The 17,367-nt window shown below is 35.0% G+C and carries 18 protein-coding genes and 1 other RNA gene; 2 read left to right on the top strand and 17 right to left on the bottom strand.

The window, feature by feature from the left end; translation table 11 throughout:
• Window positions 1–18: 18 nt before the first annotated feature.
• The 17 genes from M2098_RS06800 to M2098_RS06720 all read right to left on the bottom strand — a co-directional run bounded on the left by M2098_RS06800 (window position 19) and on the right by M2098_RS06720 (window position 13,617).
• On the bottom strand, window positions 19–321 hold the full coding sequence (locus M2098_RS06800) for a PTS sugar transporter subunit IIB (RefSeq protein ID WP_134168601.1): 303 nt from the start codon (window positions 319–321) through the stop codon (window positions 19–21).
• A 189-nt stretch (window positions 322–510) separates the two neighbouring features.
• Window positions 511–2,217, bottom strand: a complete 1,707-nt coding sequence (locus tag M2098_RS06795) for a DUF885 family protein (RefSeq protein ID WP_280683016.1) — start codon at window positions 2,215–2,217, stop codon at window positions 511–513.
• An 11-nt stretch (window positions 2,218–2,228) separates the two neighbouring features.
• Window positions 2,229–3,125 carry a YitT family protein gene (locus tag M2098_RS06790; RefSeq protein WP_280683014.1) on the bottom strand — a complete coding sequence of 299 codons (897 nt, stop codon included), beginning with the start codon at window positions 3,123–3,125 and terminating at the stop codon, window positions 2,229–2,231.
• Window positions 3,126–3,127: 2 nt separating this feature from the next.
• Window positions 3,128–3,943, bottom strand: a complete 816-nt coding sequence (proC, locus tag M2098_RS06785; protein WP_280683012.1) for a pyrroline-5-carboxylate reductase — start codon at window positions 3,941–3,943, stop codon at window positions 3,128–3,130.
• 61 nt (window positions 3,944–4,004) lie between these two features.
• Window positions 4,005–5,441 carry a tRNA (N6-isopentenyl adenosine(37)-C2)-methylthiotransferase MiaB gene (gene miaB, locus M2098_RS06780; protein WP_280683010.1) on the bottom strand — a complete coding sequence of 479 codons (1,437 nt, stop codon included), beginning with the start codon at window positions 5,439–5,441 and terminating at the stop codon, window positions 4,005–4,007.
• 117 nt (window positions 5,442–5,558) lie between these two features.
• Window positions 5,559–5,732 (bottom strand): 4Fe-4S binding protein, encoded by a 174-nt coding sequence (locus M2098_RS06775; protein ID WP_134168592.1) that lies wholly within the window; start codon window positions 5,730–5,732, stop codon window positions 5,559–5,561.
• 65 nt (window positions 5,733–5,797) lie between these two features.
• Window positions 5,798–6,592 (bottom strand): TIGR00282 family metallophosphoesterase, encoded by a 795-nt coding sequence (locus M2098_RS06770; protein WP_280683007.1) that lies wholly within the window; start codon window positions 6,590–6,592, stop codon window positions 5,798–5,800.
• Window positions 6,592–8,142, bottom strand: a complete 1,551-nt coding sequence (rny, locus tag M2098_RS06765; RefSeq protein ID WP_134168588.1) for a ribonuclease Y — start codon at window positions 8,140–8,142, stop codon at window positions 6,592–6,594. The genes M2098_RS06770 and rny overlap by 1 nt, the downstream gene beginning before the upstream one ends.
• A gap of 135 nt (window positions 8,143–8,277) precedes the next feature.
• Window positions 8,278–8,628, bottom strand: a complete 351-nt coding sequence (locus M2098_RS06760; RefSeq protein WP_280683002.1) for a DUF2200 family protein — start codon at window positions 8,626–8,628, stop codon at window positions 8,278–8,280.
• Window positions 8,629–8,702: 74 nt separating this feature from the next.
• Complete coding sequence (locus M2098_RS06755) at window positions 8,703–9,053, bottom strand: DUF2200 domain-containing protein (RefSeq protein WP_280683000.1); 351 nt, start codon at window positions 9,051–9,053, stop codon at window positions 8,703–8,705.
• 11 nt (window positions 9,054–9,064) lie between these two features.
• The gene (locus tag M2098_RS06750; protein ID WP_280682998.1) at window positions 9,065–9,628 is read right to left on the bottom strand and encodes a GNAT family protein; all 564 of its coding nucleotides are present in this window, start codon (window positions 9,626–9,628) and stop codon (window positions 9,065–9,067) included.
• 177 nt (window positions 9,629–9,805) lie between these two features.
• On the bottom strand, window positions 9,806–10,840 hold the full coding sequence (recA, locus tag M2098_RS06745) for a recombinase RecA (protein WP_280682996.1): 1,035 nt from the start codon (window positions 10,838–10,840) through the stop codon (window positions 9,806–9,808).
• A gap of 37 nt (window positions 10,841–10,877) precedes the next feature.
• Window positions 10,878–11,336 carry a CinA family protein gene (locus M2098_RS06740; RefSeq protein WP_280682995.1) on the bottom strand — a complete coding sequence of 153 codons (459 nt, stop codon included), beginning with the start codon at window positions 11,334–11,336 and terminating at the stop codon, window positions 10,878–10,880.
• The gene (gene pgsA, locus M2098_RS06735) at window positions 11,336–11,914 is read right to left on the bottom strand and encodes a CDP-diacylglycerol--glycerol-3-phosphate 3-phosphatidyltransferase (protein WP_280682993.1); all 579 of its coding nucleotides are present in this window, start codon (window positions 11,912–11,914) and stop codon (window positions 11,336–11,338) included. Before pgsA ends, M2098_RS06740 begins: the two co-directional genes overlap by 1 nt.
• Before the next feature lie 2 nt (window positions 11,915–11,916).
• The gene (locus M2098_RS06730) at window positions 11,917–12,879 is read right to left on the bottom strand and encodes a helix-turn-helix transcriptional regulator (RefSeq protein ID WP_280682991.1); all 963 of its coding nucleotides are present in this window, start codon (window positions 12,877–12,879) and stop codon (window positions 11,917–11,919) included.
• A 95-nt stretch (window positions 12,880–12,974) separates the two neighbouring features.
• Window positions 12,975–13,307: RNase P RNA component class B (gene rnpB / locus M2098_RS06725), an RNA gene on the bottom strand.
• Window positions 13,306–13,617 (bottom strand): DivIVA domain-containing protein, encoded by a 312-nt coding sequence (locus M2098_RS06720; protein WP_280682989.1) that lies wholly within the window; start codon window positions 13,615–13,617, stop codon window positions 13,306–13,308. The genes rnpB and M2098_RS06720 overlap by 2 nt, the downstream gene beginning before the upstream one ends.
• A 111-nt stretch (window positions 13,618–13,728) precedes the next feature.
• Here M2098_RS06720 and recU point away from each other — a divergent pair, with 111 nt between their 5' ends.
• Both recU and M2098_RS06710 read left to right on the top strand, forming a co-directional pair.
• Window positions 13,729–14,310, top strand: a complete 582-nt coding sequence (recU, locus tag M2098_RS06715; RefSeq protein WP_280682987.1) for a Holliday junction resolvase RecU — start codon at window positions 13,729–13,731, stop codon at window positions 14,308–14,310.
• Window positions 14,300–17,182, top strand: coding sequence for a transglycosylase domain-containing protein (locus tag M2098_RS06710; RefSeq protein ID WP_280682985.1), 2,883 nt, complete (start codon window positions 14,300–14,302; stop codon window positions 17,180–17,182). The genes recU and M2098_RS06710 overlap by 11 nt, the downstream gene beginning before the upstream one ends.
• Window positions 17,183–17,367: the final 185 nt, after the last annotated feature.

Here is a 17,367-nt window from a genome sequence, read left to right as displayed (position 1 = left end):
TTACTTACCCTAATAAAACTACTTAACTAAAGCTAAAGCGCTTTCAAGAACTTTTTTACCATTCATTGTTCCATAAGCTGCCATGTCGATAACCATTACTGGTTTTTCGTTATTTACACGTTCTTTCATTTTTGCTTCTAAATAACGAACTTGAGGTCCCAAGCAAATTACATCAGCTTGCTTAATTGCATCTTCACTATCAGCATCCCCAACTGCCCAGATGTTTGTTTCCACACCCATTTCAGTTGCCGCTTCTTGCATTTTTTTCACAAGAGCACTTGTCGACATTCCTGCTGTACAAACTAGTAAAATATTAGTCATTTTTTGTTCCCCTTTCTTGGTATATACCACTCTTTACACTCTTACTATACCACACAATTCCCATATTTCAAGTAGGATAAGCAATTTTTTTACACATTTATTGTAAACGATACATTTACCCCTTGTCGCACCATACGCTTGAGAAATGTATATTTTATAATTTTTATCTTTCGAGCATTAAAAAAAGCCCTATTTAAGGGCTTTCTCCACGTATTCTTCAACAACCGAGAATGGTGCTGGACCTATTTTTAGGATCGCTTCATGGAATTTTTTAGCATCAACATCATCATATTTTTCATATAAATCGATGAATTTTTGACCACCTACATAATATTCTGCGAAAATTCCAGGTGAAACTGCAAGCGTTGAATAGATTTCATCAATGTCTCCAAAGATCTCAAGAGAATCCATCATTTCTTCCTTTGTTTTTCCATCATAATTGATCTCTAAATCCGCTTGTAAGATTAAACAATATTGCCATCTTTCTGCTAAATCATTTGCTTTTGCGGCTTCTGGTTTAAGTGCATATTTCGTTGTAAAGAATTGCACATAATTTGCCCAACCTTCAGTATATCCACTGTAATCTAAAAGCGAACGAATCAATGGTTGTTCTTGTTCTTTGTAGTATTGTTTTTGGTACATATGCCCTGGGTATCCTTCATGGGCAATCGTTGAAAAATCTTCTCCAGTAAAGTCTCCATTTAAGATCATTCTTTCTTTTGTATGTACTTCATCAATTGGACTAACAAAGTATGCAGCTGCAGTATTTCCTAAAATTTTACGCATTGATTCCGGTACGATTTCCATTTCATACTCTAAATCTCTTACTGCAGGAAAATCATCTTTTGTTTTTTTGCTTAAGTCTTCTAATACTTCATTTGGATCTTTCAATTTTGTGTAAACACTACTACCAAAGCTAATGTTCGAATAGTTTTCTTGTGCTTCATTTAAGTAGTGTGTAGCCATATCATTCACATATGTACGATATTCTTCAATATCCATACCTGTTGTATCTTTAATTTGTTTTGCAAACAGTTCTTTTCCGTTTGCATATTGAGACATACCTTCATCCACTGCTTTGACTTGTAAGTTATCAAGTCCAGTTGCTAAATTTGTATAAGCTGTTTGTAAAGTTCCATTTACTAACTCTTCATTTTTCTTAATGTATGCTGCTTTATCTTTTTTAGAAATGCCATCAACTTCATCGATTCTTGTTTTAAATGAATCAATAAGGAATGAATGATCTCCACTCACATATGTTTCAACGACTTCTTTTGTTTTGGCAATATGCATTGGTTGCATTCCAAAACCTTTATCTTGTCGAACTTGCTCGAAAGCGATAAGTTGCCCAAAATAGGATTCCGTTGTTTCTAATAGATTTAAATAGGATTTCACATCTTGTTCATTACGGAATGTATAGAAATAGAAGTTGAACGGAATATTACCTGGTGCTCCATGGTTATAGTCCAAATCATTGGTAGTAAGGTAGTATAAATCTTCCAGTGGAATATCTTTTACTGGTTCATATGCATCTAACAGTACATCATATGTCAATTGTTGTTGTTCACTCAAGTCATCTCGCTTGAAACCCTTGATTTTTTCATATACTGCATCACCATGTTCTTGTGATGCTTTAAAGTCTTCAAAAGTAGGAATGCTTTGCTCATATAGAACATCATCACTATATCCAAATTTTTCTTTATCTGATAAAAAGTAATTCAAGCTATAGTCTGTTTCATCAAAGACTTCATCAATCAATGAATCCACATATTCTGTAAATTCTTTGTTTTCGTTATCATTTGACAGTCCAGTTGTACTTACTTCTTCATCAGAAGAACATGCAACAAGTGTAAATGCCATAACGAAGACAAGTAATACGTTTAATAATTTTTTCATTAGTTTCCCTCTTATAGATGTTTCAAGAAATTCCCACTGACACTTAATCCTTCAGAGAATATGATAAAGGCATGACGATCAATTTTCTTAATTTGATGTTTTAAGAAATGCACTTCATCTTTACTCACTGCTGTCATAAGTACATAAGTTTCTTTTTCTGTGTAACCACCAACCCCTTGCCAGTAGGTTACACCACGATGTAATTCATGCGTAATAAAATCAACAATGTCTTTATTCCTTGTAAAAATCATCGCTGTCATATTGATGTTTTGATAGTGAACCTTGTCAATCACAAAGGTTGATACCACCAAGTAAATCATTGAGTAAATCGCTGTATCGATATTAAACAAGATCGCACAAACGATAAATAAACAAGTATTTACCATCAATGATAACTTCCCCACACTAAAGTTTGGATTTCGTTGGGATAGATAGACCCCAACAATATCAAGTCCACCGCTTGAACCATGAGCTCGAAGCATTATTCCAGTTCCACATCCTGCAATAAACCCACCGGCTAAACAAGATGCTAGTGCATCATGAACGACAGGTGCAGAGGGCACAGGAATAATTGATAAAAAAGTTGTCTGCATAGCAATACATAGTACGGTCAACGAGAAGAATCGTTTTGATATTTTTGTGTACGCTAAAATAAATAATGGAATATTGAAACAGAAGTTGATAATCCCACTAATTTCAAAGGGAAACACAATACCAACGTCTGCCAAAAGGGTACGCACAATTTGTGCAACTCCTAAAATCCCACTGGAATATATATGCACTGGAGTTAAGAAAAATGAAATCCCACAAGAAGAGATAAAACATCCTACAATGATAAATGCAATATTCTTAACGAATTTTTTGGTCCGCTCATCACCGTTATGTTTTAAGTTCTGTGTTTGTAACATACTTACTCACTCATCTTTCTAGACTTATTTGCACATGCCTCCATCGCTTCCATTACGATGTCTTTTAGCTGTTTATCTTCCAGGACATGAACTGCTTCTATCGTTGTTCCTCCTGGACTACATACGTTTTTAACCAATTGATCCAAAGAGTTTTCACTTTCTTGAACCAACTTTGCTGCTCCAAATACGCTTTGACTTGCAAGTAATCGCGCATCTTCATAACATAATCCTTGTTTCATTCCACCTTGAATCAGTGCATCAATAAACATAAATACATAGGCAGGACTTGAACCACTCACAGCAACTACACCGTGCATCTTTTCTTCAGGTGTTTGGACAGTTACACCCAATGCTGAAAAAATTGATGTTACGACTTGGTTTTCTTGAACGCTGATGTTATCACTTGCACAAATGCCACTTGCGCCTTCATTTACTAATGCAGGTGTATTTGGCATAATTCGTACAACCTTTACATCTTGTTCAAATAACTTACGAATCTTATCAATCATCATACCAGCTGCAATACTGACAATGACTTTATCTGATGTATACACATCTTTAATTTCTTCAATAACACTTGGAAAATGAATTGGTTTTACTGCCAGTATTACAAAATCACAAAGCTCCATAATTTCCTTATTGTCTTTTGCAATACGTATTCCAAATTCATTTTTTACCTTCTCGTGTTGTGTTTCATCTGCTGCATATACGTAAATGTTGTTTGCATCAAAAAGGCTTGCATGAAGCATTCCTTTTAAAATTGCAGAACCCATATTTCCGCAGCCGATAAAGCCAACTTTATAATCCATCTTACTCATGTATATATTCTATCCTTTTTCTAATTCATTGTCCACAAAGGCAAAAGAAAACAAGTCCATTTTAGACTTGCTTTCCATTTAATGACCAGGTTTTTGCATCTGTAATTTCTACATCTACAATATCTCCTGCTTTGATCTTTTGATCTGTTGTAAAATTCACTAGTTTTTGTTGTTCCGTGTATCCTGAATATACATCTTTATTCTTTTTACTTGGACCATCAACAAGCACCTTACAAGTTTTGCCTTCCCATGCTTCATTTTTCAAACGCGCATAATGGTTTGTTCTTTCCATCAATCGATTCAAACGATCTTGTTTGACTTCCATTGGTACATTATCTTGCATCTTAGCAGCCGGTGTCCCTTCACGAGGTGAATAGATAAACGTAAAGGCATTATCAAATTGACAGTATTCTACAATATCCAATGTACGTTGGAACTGCGCTTCTGTTTCATTTGGAAAACCTACGATAATGTCCGTTGAGAAAGCGACATTTTTGATCTTACTTGCTAATTTATCAAACAATGTACGATACTCTTCAATCGTGTATCGACGTCCCATGATTTTTAGCATATCACTATCACCAGATTGTACTGGTAAATGAATAAATGGCATGATGTTATCGTATGCAGCAATAACATCAATCATTGCATCACTAAAGTCCCATGGATGACTTGTTGTAAATCGTATGCGTTGGATACCCGTTTTTGCAACTTCTTCTAATAAGCATGCAAATCCACTATCAATACCCAAATCTTTTCCATAAGAATTTACATTTTGACCTAGGAGTGTAACTTCTTTAAAGCCCTCATCAATCAATGTTTGGATTTCACCAAGTACATCTTCCATTGTACGGCTTCTTTCTTTACCGCGTGTGTAAGGTACAATACAATACGTACAGAATTTATCACATCCATACATAATATTCACCCATGCCTTGTGTGTCCCAAAGCGTTTCACAGGTAAGTTTTCAATTACTTCACCTTCTTGCGAGAATACTTCAATTGTACGTTCTTTATTCATCATGGCTTGATATAACAATTTTGGTAAACGGTGAATGTTATGTGTTCCAAACACCAAATCCACATGTGGGTATTTCTTTAAGATAATATCCACAATTTCTTCTTCTTGCGCCATGCATCCACACATCCCCATAATTAAATCTGGGTTGGTTTGTTTCAAACGTTTTAAAGATCCTAACTCTCCTAATACTTTATCTTCTGCATTTTTTCGAACTGCACATGTATTCAATAAGATAAAATCAGCTTCTTCTGGCGTATCCACTTGTGTAAAGTGTAGTTGTTCAAGAATTCCCGCAATGGTTTCTCCATCACGTTCATTAGCTTGACATCCATAAGTACGCAAGTAAAATTTGCGATCCACACCAAGGTTTTTCACTTCTACTGGTACTTCAAACAATTCTTTTTCAATTTTCACTTGTTGTTTGGTGCGCTTTTGCGCATCTTTCAAGTTTGGTAATTTATAGTCGTTCTTTTTCATATCGTTAGCATTATAACACATCTAACTCATTTGCCAACACTTGCCTTGTGAAAATACCAACTAGAAAACACAAAAAAAGCAGACTCCATAGGAATCCACTATTTTTGACTTTATTAATTATTGAGTAATTGCTTCAGTAGGGCATGTACCAATGCAAGCACCACAGTCGATGCAAGTTGCTTCATCACATACTGCTTTTCCATCGTCATTCATTGAAAGTGATTCAACTGGACAAGATCCAACACAAGCACCACATCCAATACAAGTATCTAAATTAATTTTTACTGGCATGTAAAGTCCTCCTTTATGACATTCCCATGTTATCACCTAACTATGAAGTTAGTCAATTATAACTGTTACTCAGAATAGATTTCTCCTTTTTCAGGAAGAATCTGCAATCGTTTGATTGAAGTTGCACACTTTTGTGCCTCATCAAATTCGATAACAACTGCATTTAACATTCCTTCACCTTCCGCCACAGTAAAGCGTGTTTTTTCATCTGTTGTAAAGCGTGTTAATACTTCTGTTACATCACGCCCAATAATGCTTTCGTATGCTCCACACATCCCAGCATCGCTGATGTATGCACATTTACCAATAATGCGGTTATCTGCGGTTTGTACGTGTGTATGCGTACCTACGACGGCATGTATTTCATCTTTGAAATAATAAGCAAAGGCAAGTTTCTCACTTGTTGCTTCTGCATGAAAGTCGCAAAAATAGAAATCCGCTTCTACATTACGAAGCATTTCTTTCATACAATCAAATGGCGAAGAATTCACTTCAATCATAAATACTTCACCCATCACATTACAGATACAAACTTTATACCCATTGACTTCAACGACTTTGTAGTGTTGTCCGCGATCATCTGGATTTAAGTTCATTGGCACAACTAATTGTTCTGCCTCATCAATAAATTGAAAGATTGGATCTTTGGAGTAAGTGTGATTTCCCATAGTGATTACATCCACCCCTGCATTAAGCAAAGCGTGGTAAATCTTACGCGTAATCCCTTTACCATGTGCACTATTTTCCCCATTGGCAACCACTAAATCTAATTGTAGCTCGTCCTTAAGACGAGCTACATTGTTGATTACCATGTTTCGACCGACCGATCCGACAATATCACCAACAAATAAAATTCTCATTATTTTGCGATTTCGTTAGCTCTTGTTTCGCGGATAACAGTAACTTTAATTTGTCCTGGATATGTAAGTTCAGCTTCAATCTTATCTTTTAATTCACGTGCTAATTTTACAGCTTTCAAATCATCAATTTGATCTGGAGCCACAAATACACGAATTTCACGTCCTGCTTGAATTGCATACGTACTTTCTACACCATCAAATGATTTTGAAATGCGTTCTAAGTCTTCCAAGCGTTTGATGTAGTTTTGCATTTGTTCTTTACGTGCCCCTGGACGTGCTGCACTTAGTGTATCTGCAGCATATACAAGGTTACTAATTAAGTATTTTGGTTCTGCATCTCCATGGTGTGATTGAATTGCATTTAATACAACTTCATCTTCTCCATGTTTTTTAGCAAACTTATATCCAAGTTCTACATGTGAACCATCTACTTCATAGTCGATTGCTTTTCCTAAATCATGCAACAAACCTGCACGTTTTGCAAGAACTTGATTTAATCCAAGTTCAGCAGCCATCATTCCTGTAAGTTCAGCAACTTCCATGGAATGTTGTAATGCATTTTGTCCATATGAATAACGATATTTCAGTTTTCCGATAAGACGAATCATATCTTTATCCATTTTTCCAATTCCTAAACGGAAAATTGCATCTTCTCCTGCTTTAAGAATACTTTGATCCATGTCTTTACGTACTTTGCGTACGACTTCTTCAATACGTCCTGGTTGAATACGTCCATCTTTAATTAAACTTTCAAGTGCTTGTCTAGCAACTTCACGACGAATTGGATCAAAACAAGAAAGTGTAATTACTTCAGGTGTATCATCAATATTTAAATCTACTCCTGTAGCTTGTTCAATTGCTTTAATATTACGTCCTTCACGTCCGATAATACGTCCCTTCATTTCCTCAGAAGGTAAGTTTACTACGCTTACCATACGGTCAGCTGCTTCTTCTTGCGATAAACGTTGTACCGACAATGCGATGATATTACGAGCTTTTTCATCAGCTGTACTCTTTGCTTCATCCTCACGTTCTTTAATGTAAGATAATACTTCATTATCCATACGTTTTTCGATAATTGAGAATAACTCATCTTTTGCTTGTTGACTTGTCATTGCTGCAATTCTCTCTAACTCTTCGACTTGTGAGTCGATTTGTTTTTCTAATTCTGCTTCTTTCTTGTCTAATGCTGACATTCTCTCACTTAATTGCGTATTTTTCTTTTCTAATTGTACTTCTTTGCTCACTAAAGCCTCATCCCTAAAATTGAGACTGTCTTCTTTACGAATTAAACTGTTTTCTTTTTCTAATAATTTAGATTCTTGAGCTTTAATTTCTTTTTCTGCATTAAGTTTCAATTCATGAGCCTGCGTTTTCCCCTCAAGCACAGCTTGTTTGATTGTTGATTCCGCTTTTGACTCAGCTTCTTGTATTGTCAATTTGGCTTGTTGCTCACTTTTTGTAAGCCCCATTTTACCAGCGATTGCCATAATGGCAATTCCAATAATTAAACCGATAACACCAGACAAGAGGATTGTAGTTACATCCATATGTTTCTCCTCTTTTCTTGTTGTAATAATCTGAGTAATGATACCCATATATAATAATACATCTAATTCAAGATTTCGGCAATGATTTAACGATTCAAAAAAGAGAAAAACAATTTATGTTCTTCTCCTTTTCCCTTAGGATCGTAAGATAACTGAAAGCGGTTCATGTTTATTCAATTCATTCAACATGATTTCCAGTTGCCTAACTGTTTTTAGTGTAGATTCTTCCATATCTTCAACTTTTTGATTTCCAATGACACCTTGAATCATACTCGCATTTGGATGAATTGCTGGTGCATCTTGAATAAAATGGTCCATGTCAATATGACTTTCTCTCATTTGATTTAACATTTTTTCATCATATCCAGTTAACCACATGATGATGGTATCCACTTCTTGTTTCGTATGTTCTCGACGTTTTGCTTCTTGTAATATATGTGCATAATAGTCTGAAAATCGCATACGCATTACATTTGCTTCATGCATAATTATCACCTCTCCTTATGAATCTATAATTATTATATCATTTTCTCATAAAGACTAGATGAATAACGCTTTATTCATTTTCTAAGAATTTTCTCAAGATCTTTACCTTTTGCAAGTTCATCAACAAGTTTATCTAAATAGCGAATATTCAACATGAGAGGATCTTGAATATCTGCAATGCGCACCCCACAAATACTACCCGTTATCTTTACTGCATTTGGATGAATCTGTGGTGCAAATGTATAAAACTCTTCTACTGTTACATGACTATCTAATTGTTTTTTTAGATTTGTTTCATCATATCCTGTAAGCCACATCGTAATCGTGTCCAATTCTTCTTTTGTTCTACCTTTACGTTCAACTTTTTGGATATACATTTCATAAATCTTGCCAAAATCCATTTGAAATACTTTTTGATTTGCCATAAATTGCTCCTTTACATTTCTACTTGATGCTCGATGATTTCATATTCATCTCTTAGAATTCCAAATTTTAAAGAATCCCAGTACATATCTTCCCAGTAGCGTACCTTACGAATTCTTCCTTCCAGTTGCATACCTACTTTCTCTCCTACACGTGCCATTCCTACATTTTTTGACCATGTAGTAAAACCAACATGTTCAATATCAGGTAAACTAGTAAACACATATTGAATCCATAATTTTAGAATGTGCGTACCTAACCCTTTATTCCAATCCTCTTTACTATAAAGTAAAATCCCTACTTCTGGCCATTTAGCAAGTTTTCCATCATCAAAATAATAAGTAACTAGACCGATGATTCTATCTTCATATTCCACCAACATACAATCCTTGCAATTGACATATGCACTTGGTGCAATCTTCTGAGTAAATTCATCATAGGTATACATTGGATCTTTGAAATATGGACCATTCCATTTCATCCACTCCAAATCTCCTTGGTAAGCAATTTTATATAATGCATCAATATCACTTGTTTCAATTGTTCGTAATACAATTTTATCTGTTTTTATTTTCAAATTTGTCTCCCTTCGTGGAGGCTATTGTGTATCTTTTCCTCCGTTACTTTTTTTAATATTTATAAGTTTTTTCATAATTGTGTCCTCCTTAATGTAGTTTCACTTTATCATAGTTTCTTTATAGAGTAAAAAAAGATGAAGTCTCAATTAACGAAACTTCATCGATTCTATATTCAATTACGCAGCAACTTCTTCTTTTGGACGAATTGCTTCACGAACAAGTTGTGAGATTTCTTCCATCACATCCTTGTTTTCTTTTAAATATGCTTTCGCACTTTCTTTACCTTGTGCAATTTTATCCCCTTTATAAGAGAACCATGCACCACTTTTTTGCACAATGTCGTGATCTACAGCTAAATCAAGAACTTCCCCAACAAATGAGATTCCTTCTCCATACATAATTTCCACTTGTGCAACTTTAAATGGAGGTGCAACTTTGTTTTTTACAACTTTAATGTTTACTTTATTTCCAACAACTTCCGTTCCAATTTTAATCGCTTCACTACGGCGAATATCAATACGTACAGAAGAGTAGAATTTTAACGCACGTCCACCAGGTGTTGTTTCTGGGTTTCCAAACATGATTCCTACTTTTTCACGAAGTTGGTTAATAAATAATGCTGTACATTCACTTTTGTTCATGACACCAGCTAATTTACGCATTGCTTTTGACATTAAACGTGCTTGTAAACCGACTTGCAAATCTCCCATTTCCCCATCAAGTTCAGCTTGAGGAACAAGAGCAGCAACTGAATCGACAACCACTAGATCAATTGCACCAGAACGAATTAACATCTCACAAATTTCTAATGCCTGTTCTCCTGAATCTGGTTGTGATAAAACAAGTTCATCAATATTTACACCTAGATTTTTTGCATATAAAGGATCAATGGCATTTTCAACATCAATAAATGCAGCACGTCCACCTTTTTTTTGTACCTCAGCAATTGCATGTAGTGCTAACGTTGTCTTCCCACTTGATTCTGGACCATAGATTTCAATGATTCTTCCTTTTGGATATCCACCAATACCTAATGCTTCATCAAGTTTAATACTTCCTGAACTGATTGCATCTACTGAAACATTTGCACGATCCCCAAGTTTCATAATTGAACCTTTACCAAATTGTTTTTCAATCGCACTTATTGCATCACTTAGTAAGGCATCTTTTTTGTCTTCTGCTTTTTTATCATCTACTTTTTTTGTTGCCATGATTCCCTCCTGTTTCTTATATATTTGTCTGGTTTTCTTATTTTCCTAGAATATCTAAAACTTTATGTGCTAAATACGCGCATACTTGTTCTCTTACTTCATTACGGTTTCCTGGAAATATTTCTTCAAATACATATACATTTTTATCGTAATAAATTGCCATATCTACTAAACCTACTGCTTTTCCTTCTAGTACATCAGGTCCAGCATTTCCAGTGCATGACAGTACAATATTTGCTTCGATCTGTTTTGCACCTTGTATTGCCATAGCCTTTGCACACTCTTTACTTACTACTCCATAAGTTTCAATCAAATTATGATCGATACCCAAGACATGCTCTTTTACTTCACTCATATAGGTGACAAAACCACCTTTAAGAACTTTACTTGCTCCTGGCACTTCGCTTATCTTAGCACATAACAAGCCACCAGTGAGTGACTCGACGGTGGCGATAGTAAGTTGATGTTGTTGTAGTTTAGCAACAAGTTCTTTCATTATTTACTCTCCAAGATAAATTCTTTCATTTCCATGAAATACTTGATTCCACTAATTACAGAAACAAGGGTTGCTGCGTAAACAAGTATTTGATCTACCGGAATTCCTACAGCAACAAATGGAACATTTGCAAGTAGGACAAAGATAATGGCAAACATTTGTAATACCGTTTTCAATTTTCCCCAAATACCTGCAGCTACAACGATACCTTTTTGTGCTGCCATCATGCGCATTCCATCAACTAAGGTATCACGCCAAATCATAATTACAACAGGCACAACACTTACTTGTCCACTTACTGCAAGCAGAATAAATAGTGTATTCACTAATAATTTATCTGCAATCGGATCGATAAATTTTCCAAAACTTGTAATTAACTGATATTTTCTTGCAATATAGCCATCTAGAAAATCAGTAAATGATGCAACTGCAAAGATAAGCAATGCAATTACATTTTTCACTGGAAGTAATGTATCCATGATATGTATGTTTCCTAAGTTCATGTCGATTACATAAACACAAACAATAATTGGAACTAATATCACCCGAAACAATGATAATTTATTAGGTAAATTCATAGTTACTGACCTTTCACATTAAGTGTTATATCTAATACGTTTCCATTTGCGGCAACGCTAGGATCAATTGTCATTTTTGTCCCATTGATATATATACTTACTTTTTGATCTGCATAGTTTCCAAAATTAATCGTATAGATGTCATTTGCACCTGCAGTTCCTGTATAAACAATTTTACTTGTGCTGTTGTAAACATCACCAATAATCACTTCTTGACCATTTAGATATACACGAATCCAAGATTCCGTTCCATTTTCTAAACGAATATCTAATTCTAAAGGATCGTTAAGTTTTACACCTGTAATATCATATGTTGAAGGATTTACTTGCGTAAATACAACACTGTTCTTTTCTTGTTCTTGTTCTTTTTCTGTTTCATCTGTATCACCATTATCTTTTTCTGGTGTTGGTGTCGGTGTTACTTCACTTTGCTTGTCATTGTTTGCACTTGAATCATCTGGTGCAAATACATTGTTAAACACCGCAAAAATAATCACTCCAACAATCACAACGACAATCACTAATAATGAAATCAGTGAAATATCTACTTTGCTTTTACGGAAACGAGATGATTGTTTCACGTTTTGTCGAATTGATTTTAAATCTTTATTTGCGCTAACTGGTGGCTCTGTATACGTATGAGCCTTTGGTACTTCACGTCTTTGTTTAATGTTTTGATCCAATTCTTCACGCTCTTGGATGGCTTTCATTGATAATGTTTGTGTGTATTCTTCTACGCTTGTATCATAAGCATCACGAATATCATCGAAATTCACACCTAATACTTCCGCATACTTACGCACATAAAATCTAAGATAACTAATATCATTTTCGAAAAAATCGAAATCTCCATTCTCAATCGCCTCAATTTGATCCGGGCGCATTTTTGTCATCTTTTCAATATCCGCATATGTATATTTTTTCTTTAATCTTATATCCTTTAATTGTTGTCCAATTTCTTTCATATCACACCTCGAAATATGCATACTCTACACTATTATAGCAACTTAAGTTGGATAAGTAAAACAAAAAGGAAACCGGAGTTTCCCTTGTAAATAACGCATATAAGCCATGTTCTGTACTCCGAAGAGTGGTAACCATTTATCTACACTTACGTGTCCCTATTGAACTTCGGTTCGTTCGCTAGAGTTCCCCTACCAATATTTGGGTTTCTCGCTTGTGGGGTTTACCCGTTCCAGTCTTTACGTTTCCATAAAGCATCGTCACTGTGGCACTTTTAAAGACGCCATCCATAGTTGCCCTTAGGACTTTGTCAGCCGTTAGCTTTCGCTACCTAGATTTATTTTTTCATCTAGCACAAACACTACAATCATCACAGATTGTGCGAGCATGGACTTTCCTCTACTTTTGCAAGCAGCGATTACCCTGCGTTATCTTTTAAATACTTCTGCTTCTAAATTTGAAATTCGCTTCAACAAATCCACATAATCTACTTGGTTTTGTTTATCACATTCATAATTTAACTGTGCTTCAAGCTCTTTGATTTTCGCTTGTAGTTTTTTATTTTCATCTTCATAACGATGTAAATGTTGCCCAAGTTCTTCAATATAGGCACCATAAGCTTCGTAATCTTCAATAATTTTATCTAAAAAACTATCTACTTCACCAGTTGCATACCCTTTCATATCCACATGAAATTGCTTGTCTAGTATGTCTTTAATCGTCAAATTGTATCTTTCCATAATATCACCTACTTCAGTTTCGCAAATTATACAGGAAAAAGCAAGTGTGTGCACTCATTTTTTAATAACTGTCCTTGCATTTTTCGTGTATAATATAGAATAGGTGAAATTATGATAAACTATCCAACAAAGAAAAAATCAGCAGTTCAAAGTATTTCCTCAACAAGTAATCAAAGAGGAATGAATTTGGAAAAAGATTTAAATGATTCGAACACGTTCTATAAAGAAACAGGTCGTGCTCTAATTTATAAGAAACCGACACCTGTACAAATCGTACGTGTAGACTATCCAAAACGAACCGCTGCTAAAATTGTGGAAGCCTATTATAAAACACCAAGTACAACTGATTACAATGGGATTTATCGATCAACGTATATTGACTTTGAAGCAAAAGAAACGACTAGTAAAACTTCTTTTGCCTTCCGCAATATTCACGAACACCAGATCGCACATTTACGTGCGGTAAAGCAACATGGTGGAATTGCATTTCTAGTTATACGATTTATTGCGTATAATGAGACATATCTACTTGATGCAGAATATATCATCAATGAAGAAAAGCAACATAAATCCATATCCTATAAAAAGGTGCAAACCCATGGATATTTAATTGATGAATCATATACACCACGTTTGAAGTATTTAGATGTGGTGGACGCAGTATACTTTAAGGAGGATTCTTATGGCAAATAAAAAAATAAATACGCCAAAAAGGTCAAAACCAAGTAATGGTCAAAAAACAAAAACAAAGACTAAATCAAAATTAACTGGACGTCGTGTCGTTAATACGATTTGTATCATTATCCTAGCTGGGATGATGCTTGTAAGTGTAACAGGTTTTGTGATGTTGCAAGACATCTTATCAAAGAAGCAAAATGACCGCAGTGAATTAACAGCAAATGCTTCAACCCGCATGTTTGCAATTGATGGAAGCCTAATAACAACCCTATCCATGGGAGATGGAATTCGTGAAAACGTAAAATTAGAGGAAATTCCAAACAATGTAATTGATGCATTTTTAGCAGTAGAAGATTCTCGTTATTTTGAACATAACGGATTTGACTTACCCCGCTTTATTAAATCAGGTGTCATCAACGTTGGAGCTGGTGGAATCCGCCAAGGTGGTTCTACATTAACCATGCAACTTGTTGATAATGCAAACATGCTTCAATTAACAGAAGAAGAAAAAAATGAAGCGAATACATTAACAAAAATCGAATGGAAAATTCAAGAGATTTTTAATTCGATGGAACTTGAAGCAGAAGAAAGCAAAAACGATATCTTAGAAAACTATTTAAATAAGATTAACTTTGGAGGTCCTGCTCGAGGGATTGAAAAAGGTGCAGAATACTATTTTGGTAAATCAGTTAGTGATATCAATTTAGGAGAAGCCGCTTTCTTAGCCGGTGTAATTAACGCCCCTGCCACAAACAACCCGTATAATGGTGTCACATCATATGCGCAGGTTGATGAGAATGGTGAACCGATTCTCAATGAAGCAGGACAACAAACTGCCGTAGTTACGGTTAACCATTACGATGCAGCTATCGAACGTCGTAATGACACGCTGTATCAAATGTTGAATCACGGATATATCAGTGAACAAGAGTATAAAGTTGCTGTATCTGAAGATTTATCATTCCAATTAAGTGGTGCTGCACAATTCCAGGTAGATGAATACCAAAGTTTTATTACATACGCAGCAAATGAAGTACTTGAAAAAACAGGATATGATCCATATACAACACCAATGGATATTTATACAACAATGGATATCGAGTCACAACAACTTGCAGACAGCATCTGTAATAGTGAAGCTGTCGATTATACAGGTACTCCATTTAACATCAATGAACAATATGATGAACGTTATCAAACGGGATTCACATTAATGAACAACCAAACTGGTGAAATACTCGCTTTCGGTGGTGGACGCGGGGATATCACAAAAAACCGTGCATGGGATTTAGACCAACAACCTGGATCAACTGCAAAACCAATTATTGAATATGCTGCAGCATTTGATAACTTAGGATATTCAACAGAACATGTTATTGAAGATGGTCCAACAGCCTATACTGACACTGATATTCTATGGAATGCAGATGATCAATTTAGAGGTGACTTAGACTTACGTGAAGCAATTAACCACTCGCTTAACGTCCCTGCATTCAAAACCTTACAGGAACTTGTTAATACAATTGGCATTGACGGTGTACAAGATTACATGAGAAAGCTTGGTATTCCAGAAGATGTCGTTGAAAACTTCGTTATGGGATATTCTATTGGTGGTGGAGATTTACGTATGACAACACTACAATTAGCTGAAGCATACACTACATTCGCTAATAAAGGACAACGTGTAACTCCATACTCAGTAAAAGAAGTAAAATTCCAAGATACAACAATAAAAACATATAAAGCAAAAACTGAAAAAACAGACGTATATTCTGAAGGAGCAGCATGGCTAATGTCATATATGTTAGCAGGTGCTGTAGATGAAGGTTGGGGAAATATTAATTCATTCACTAACTCAGGATATCGCATTTATGCCAAAACAGGAACTTCATCTTATGAGAATGATGACCCAACACTTCAATATCCAACAGGTGCAGGAAAAGACAAATGGATTGTTGGATATACTGACAAATATACAGTTTCCGTTTGGGCTGGATATGATAAAGGTGTCCGTGGAGAAGACAACTATCTAGATGAATATAAACTTTACAATTGGAATTTAGAAGGTCGTATTGCTAGAACCATGCTAGACCATATTACAAATAATGGTGAAGATGCATCAAAAGAAATGTTTGCACAACCTGCTGATGTGTCAAGTATTAGTTATACAAAAGGTACTTGGCCATATGCAACAACTGCAAATAATGATACAAAAGCATATATCTTAAAGAAATATGCAGGTAATCTAAAAGCAATTGCAGCAGACCCACTAAGTGATCCTTCATCAATTACCGTGACATACAAAGATGGTAAAGTAGAATATGCAATGAGTGCATATCCTGATGCCAGTGCACTAGAAGAAAAGAGTCATACAAAATCTATGACTGCAAAAAATATAACAAAAACTGGTAAACTATGGTTTGATAAGTCATTTATCTTTGGAGTCGTACAGTATAAATTTACAGTAAAACTAAATGGTACAGCCATTGAAACATTTACTGGTACATCTGATAAAGGTGTATACGAAAAATTACCATCAAATGCTAAAAATGGTGATACTGTTGAAGTTTGCGGATTCTATCAATATTCAAAAACTGACACAAAATCAAAAGAAGTATGTGCTTCAGTTACAGTTGATAAAAAAGCAACTCCAGTAGGAACTGAGTTTTTAAACCTATTCCAAGAAGGACTTACAGCTACTGAAGTGAAAGCTAGAGTTGATGCATATATGAGTGCAAATTTCCCAGATGTGAAAAACTATGTCATCGTAGAAGACCCAACAGCAAAAATGGGTACGATGGGTAAAGCTACAACAATTAAAGTTGGTGACATCTTAGATGCATCTAAATCTTATATTATTGCTGTAGGTACTAAAAAAGCAGACTAATCGCATATGAAGATGATTTATCCTTTGATAGATCATCTTTTCTTATACCATTTCTTATCTTTCCATAAAATTTCATACTTACTGTAAATGAAATTACATATTAATATACACAAATAACAGAAGCTAAAAAGAATACCATTAAATGTTTTATTATGTGTATAGATTCAAAGATATAAATCCCGATA

Source organism: Breznakia sp. PFB1-19 (genome assembly GCF_029893935.1).
GTDB lineage: Bacteria > Bacillota_I > Bacilli_A > Erysipelotrichales > Erysipelotrichaceae > Breznakia > Breznakia blatticola.
This window is presented reverse-complemented; position numbering and strand designations above follow the sequence as displayed.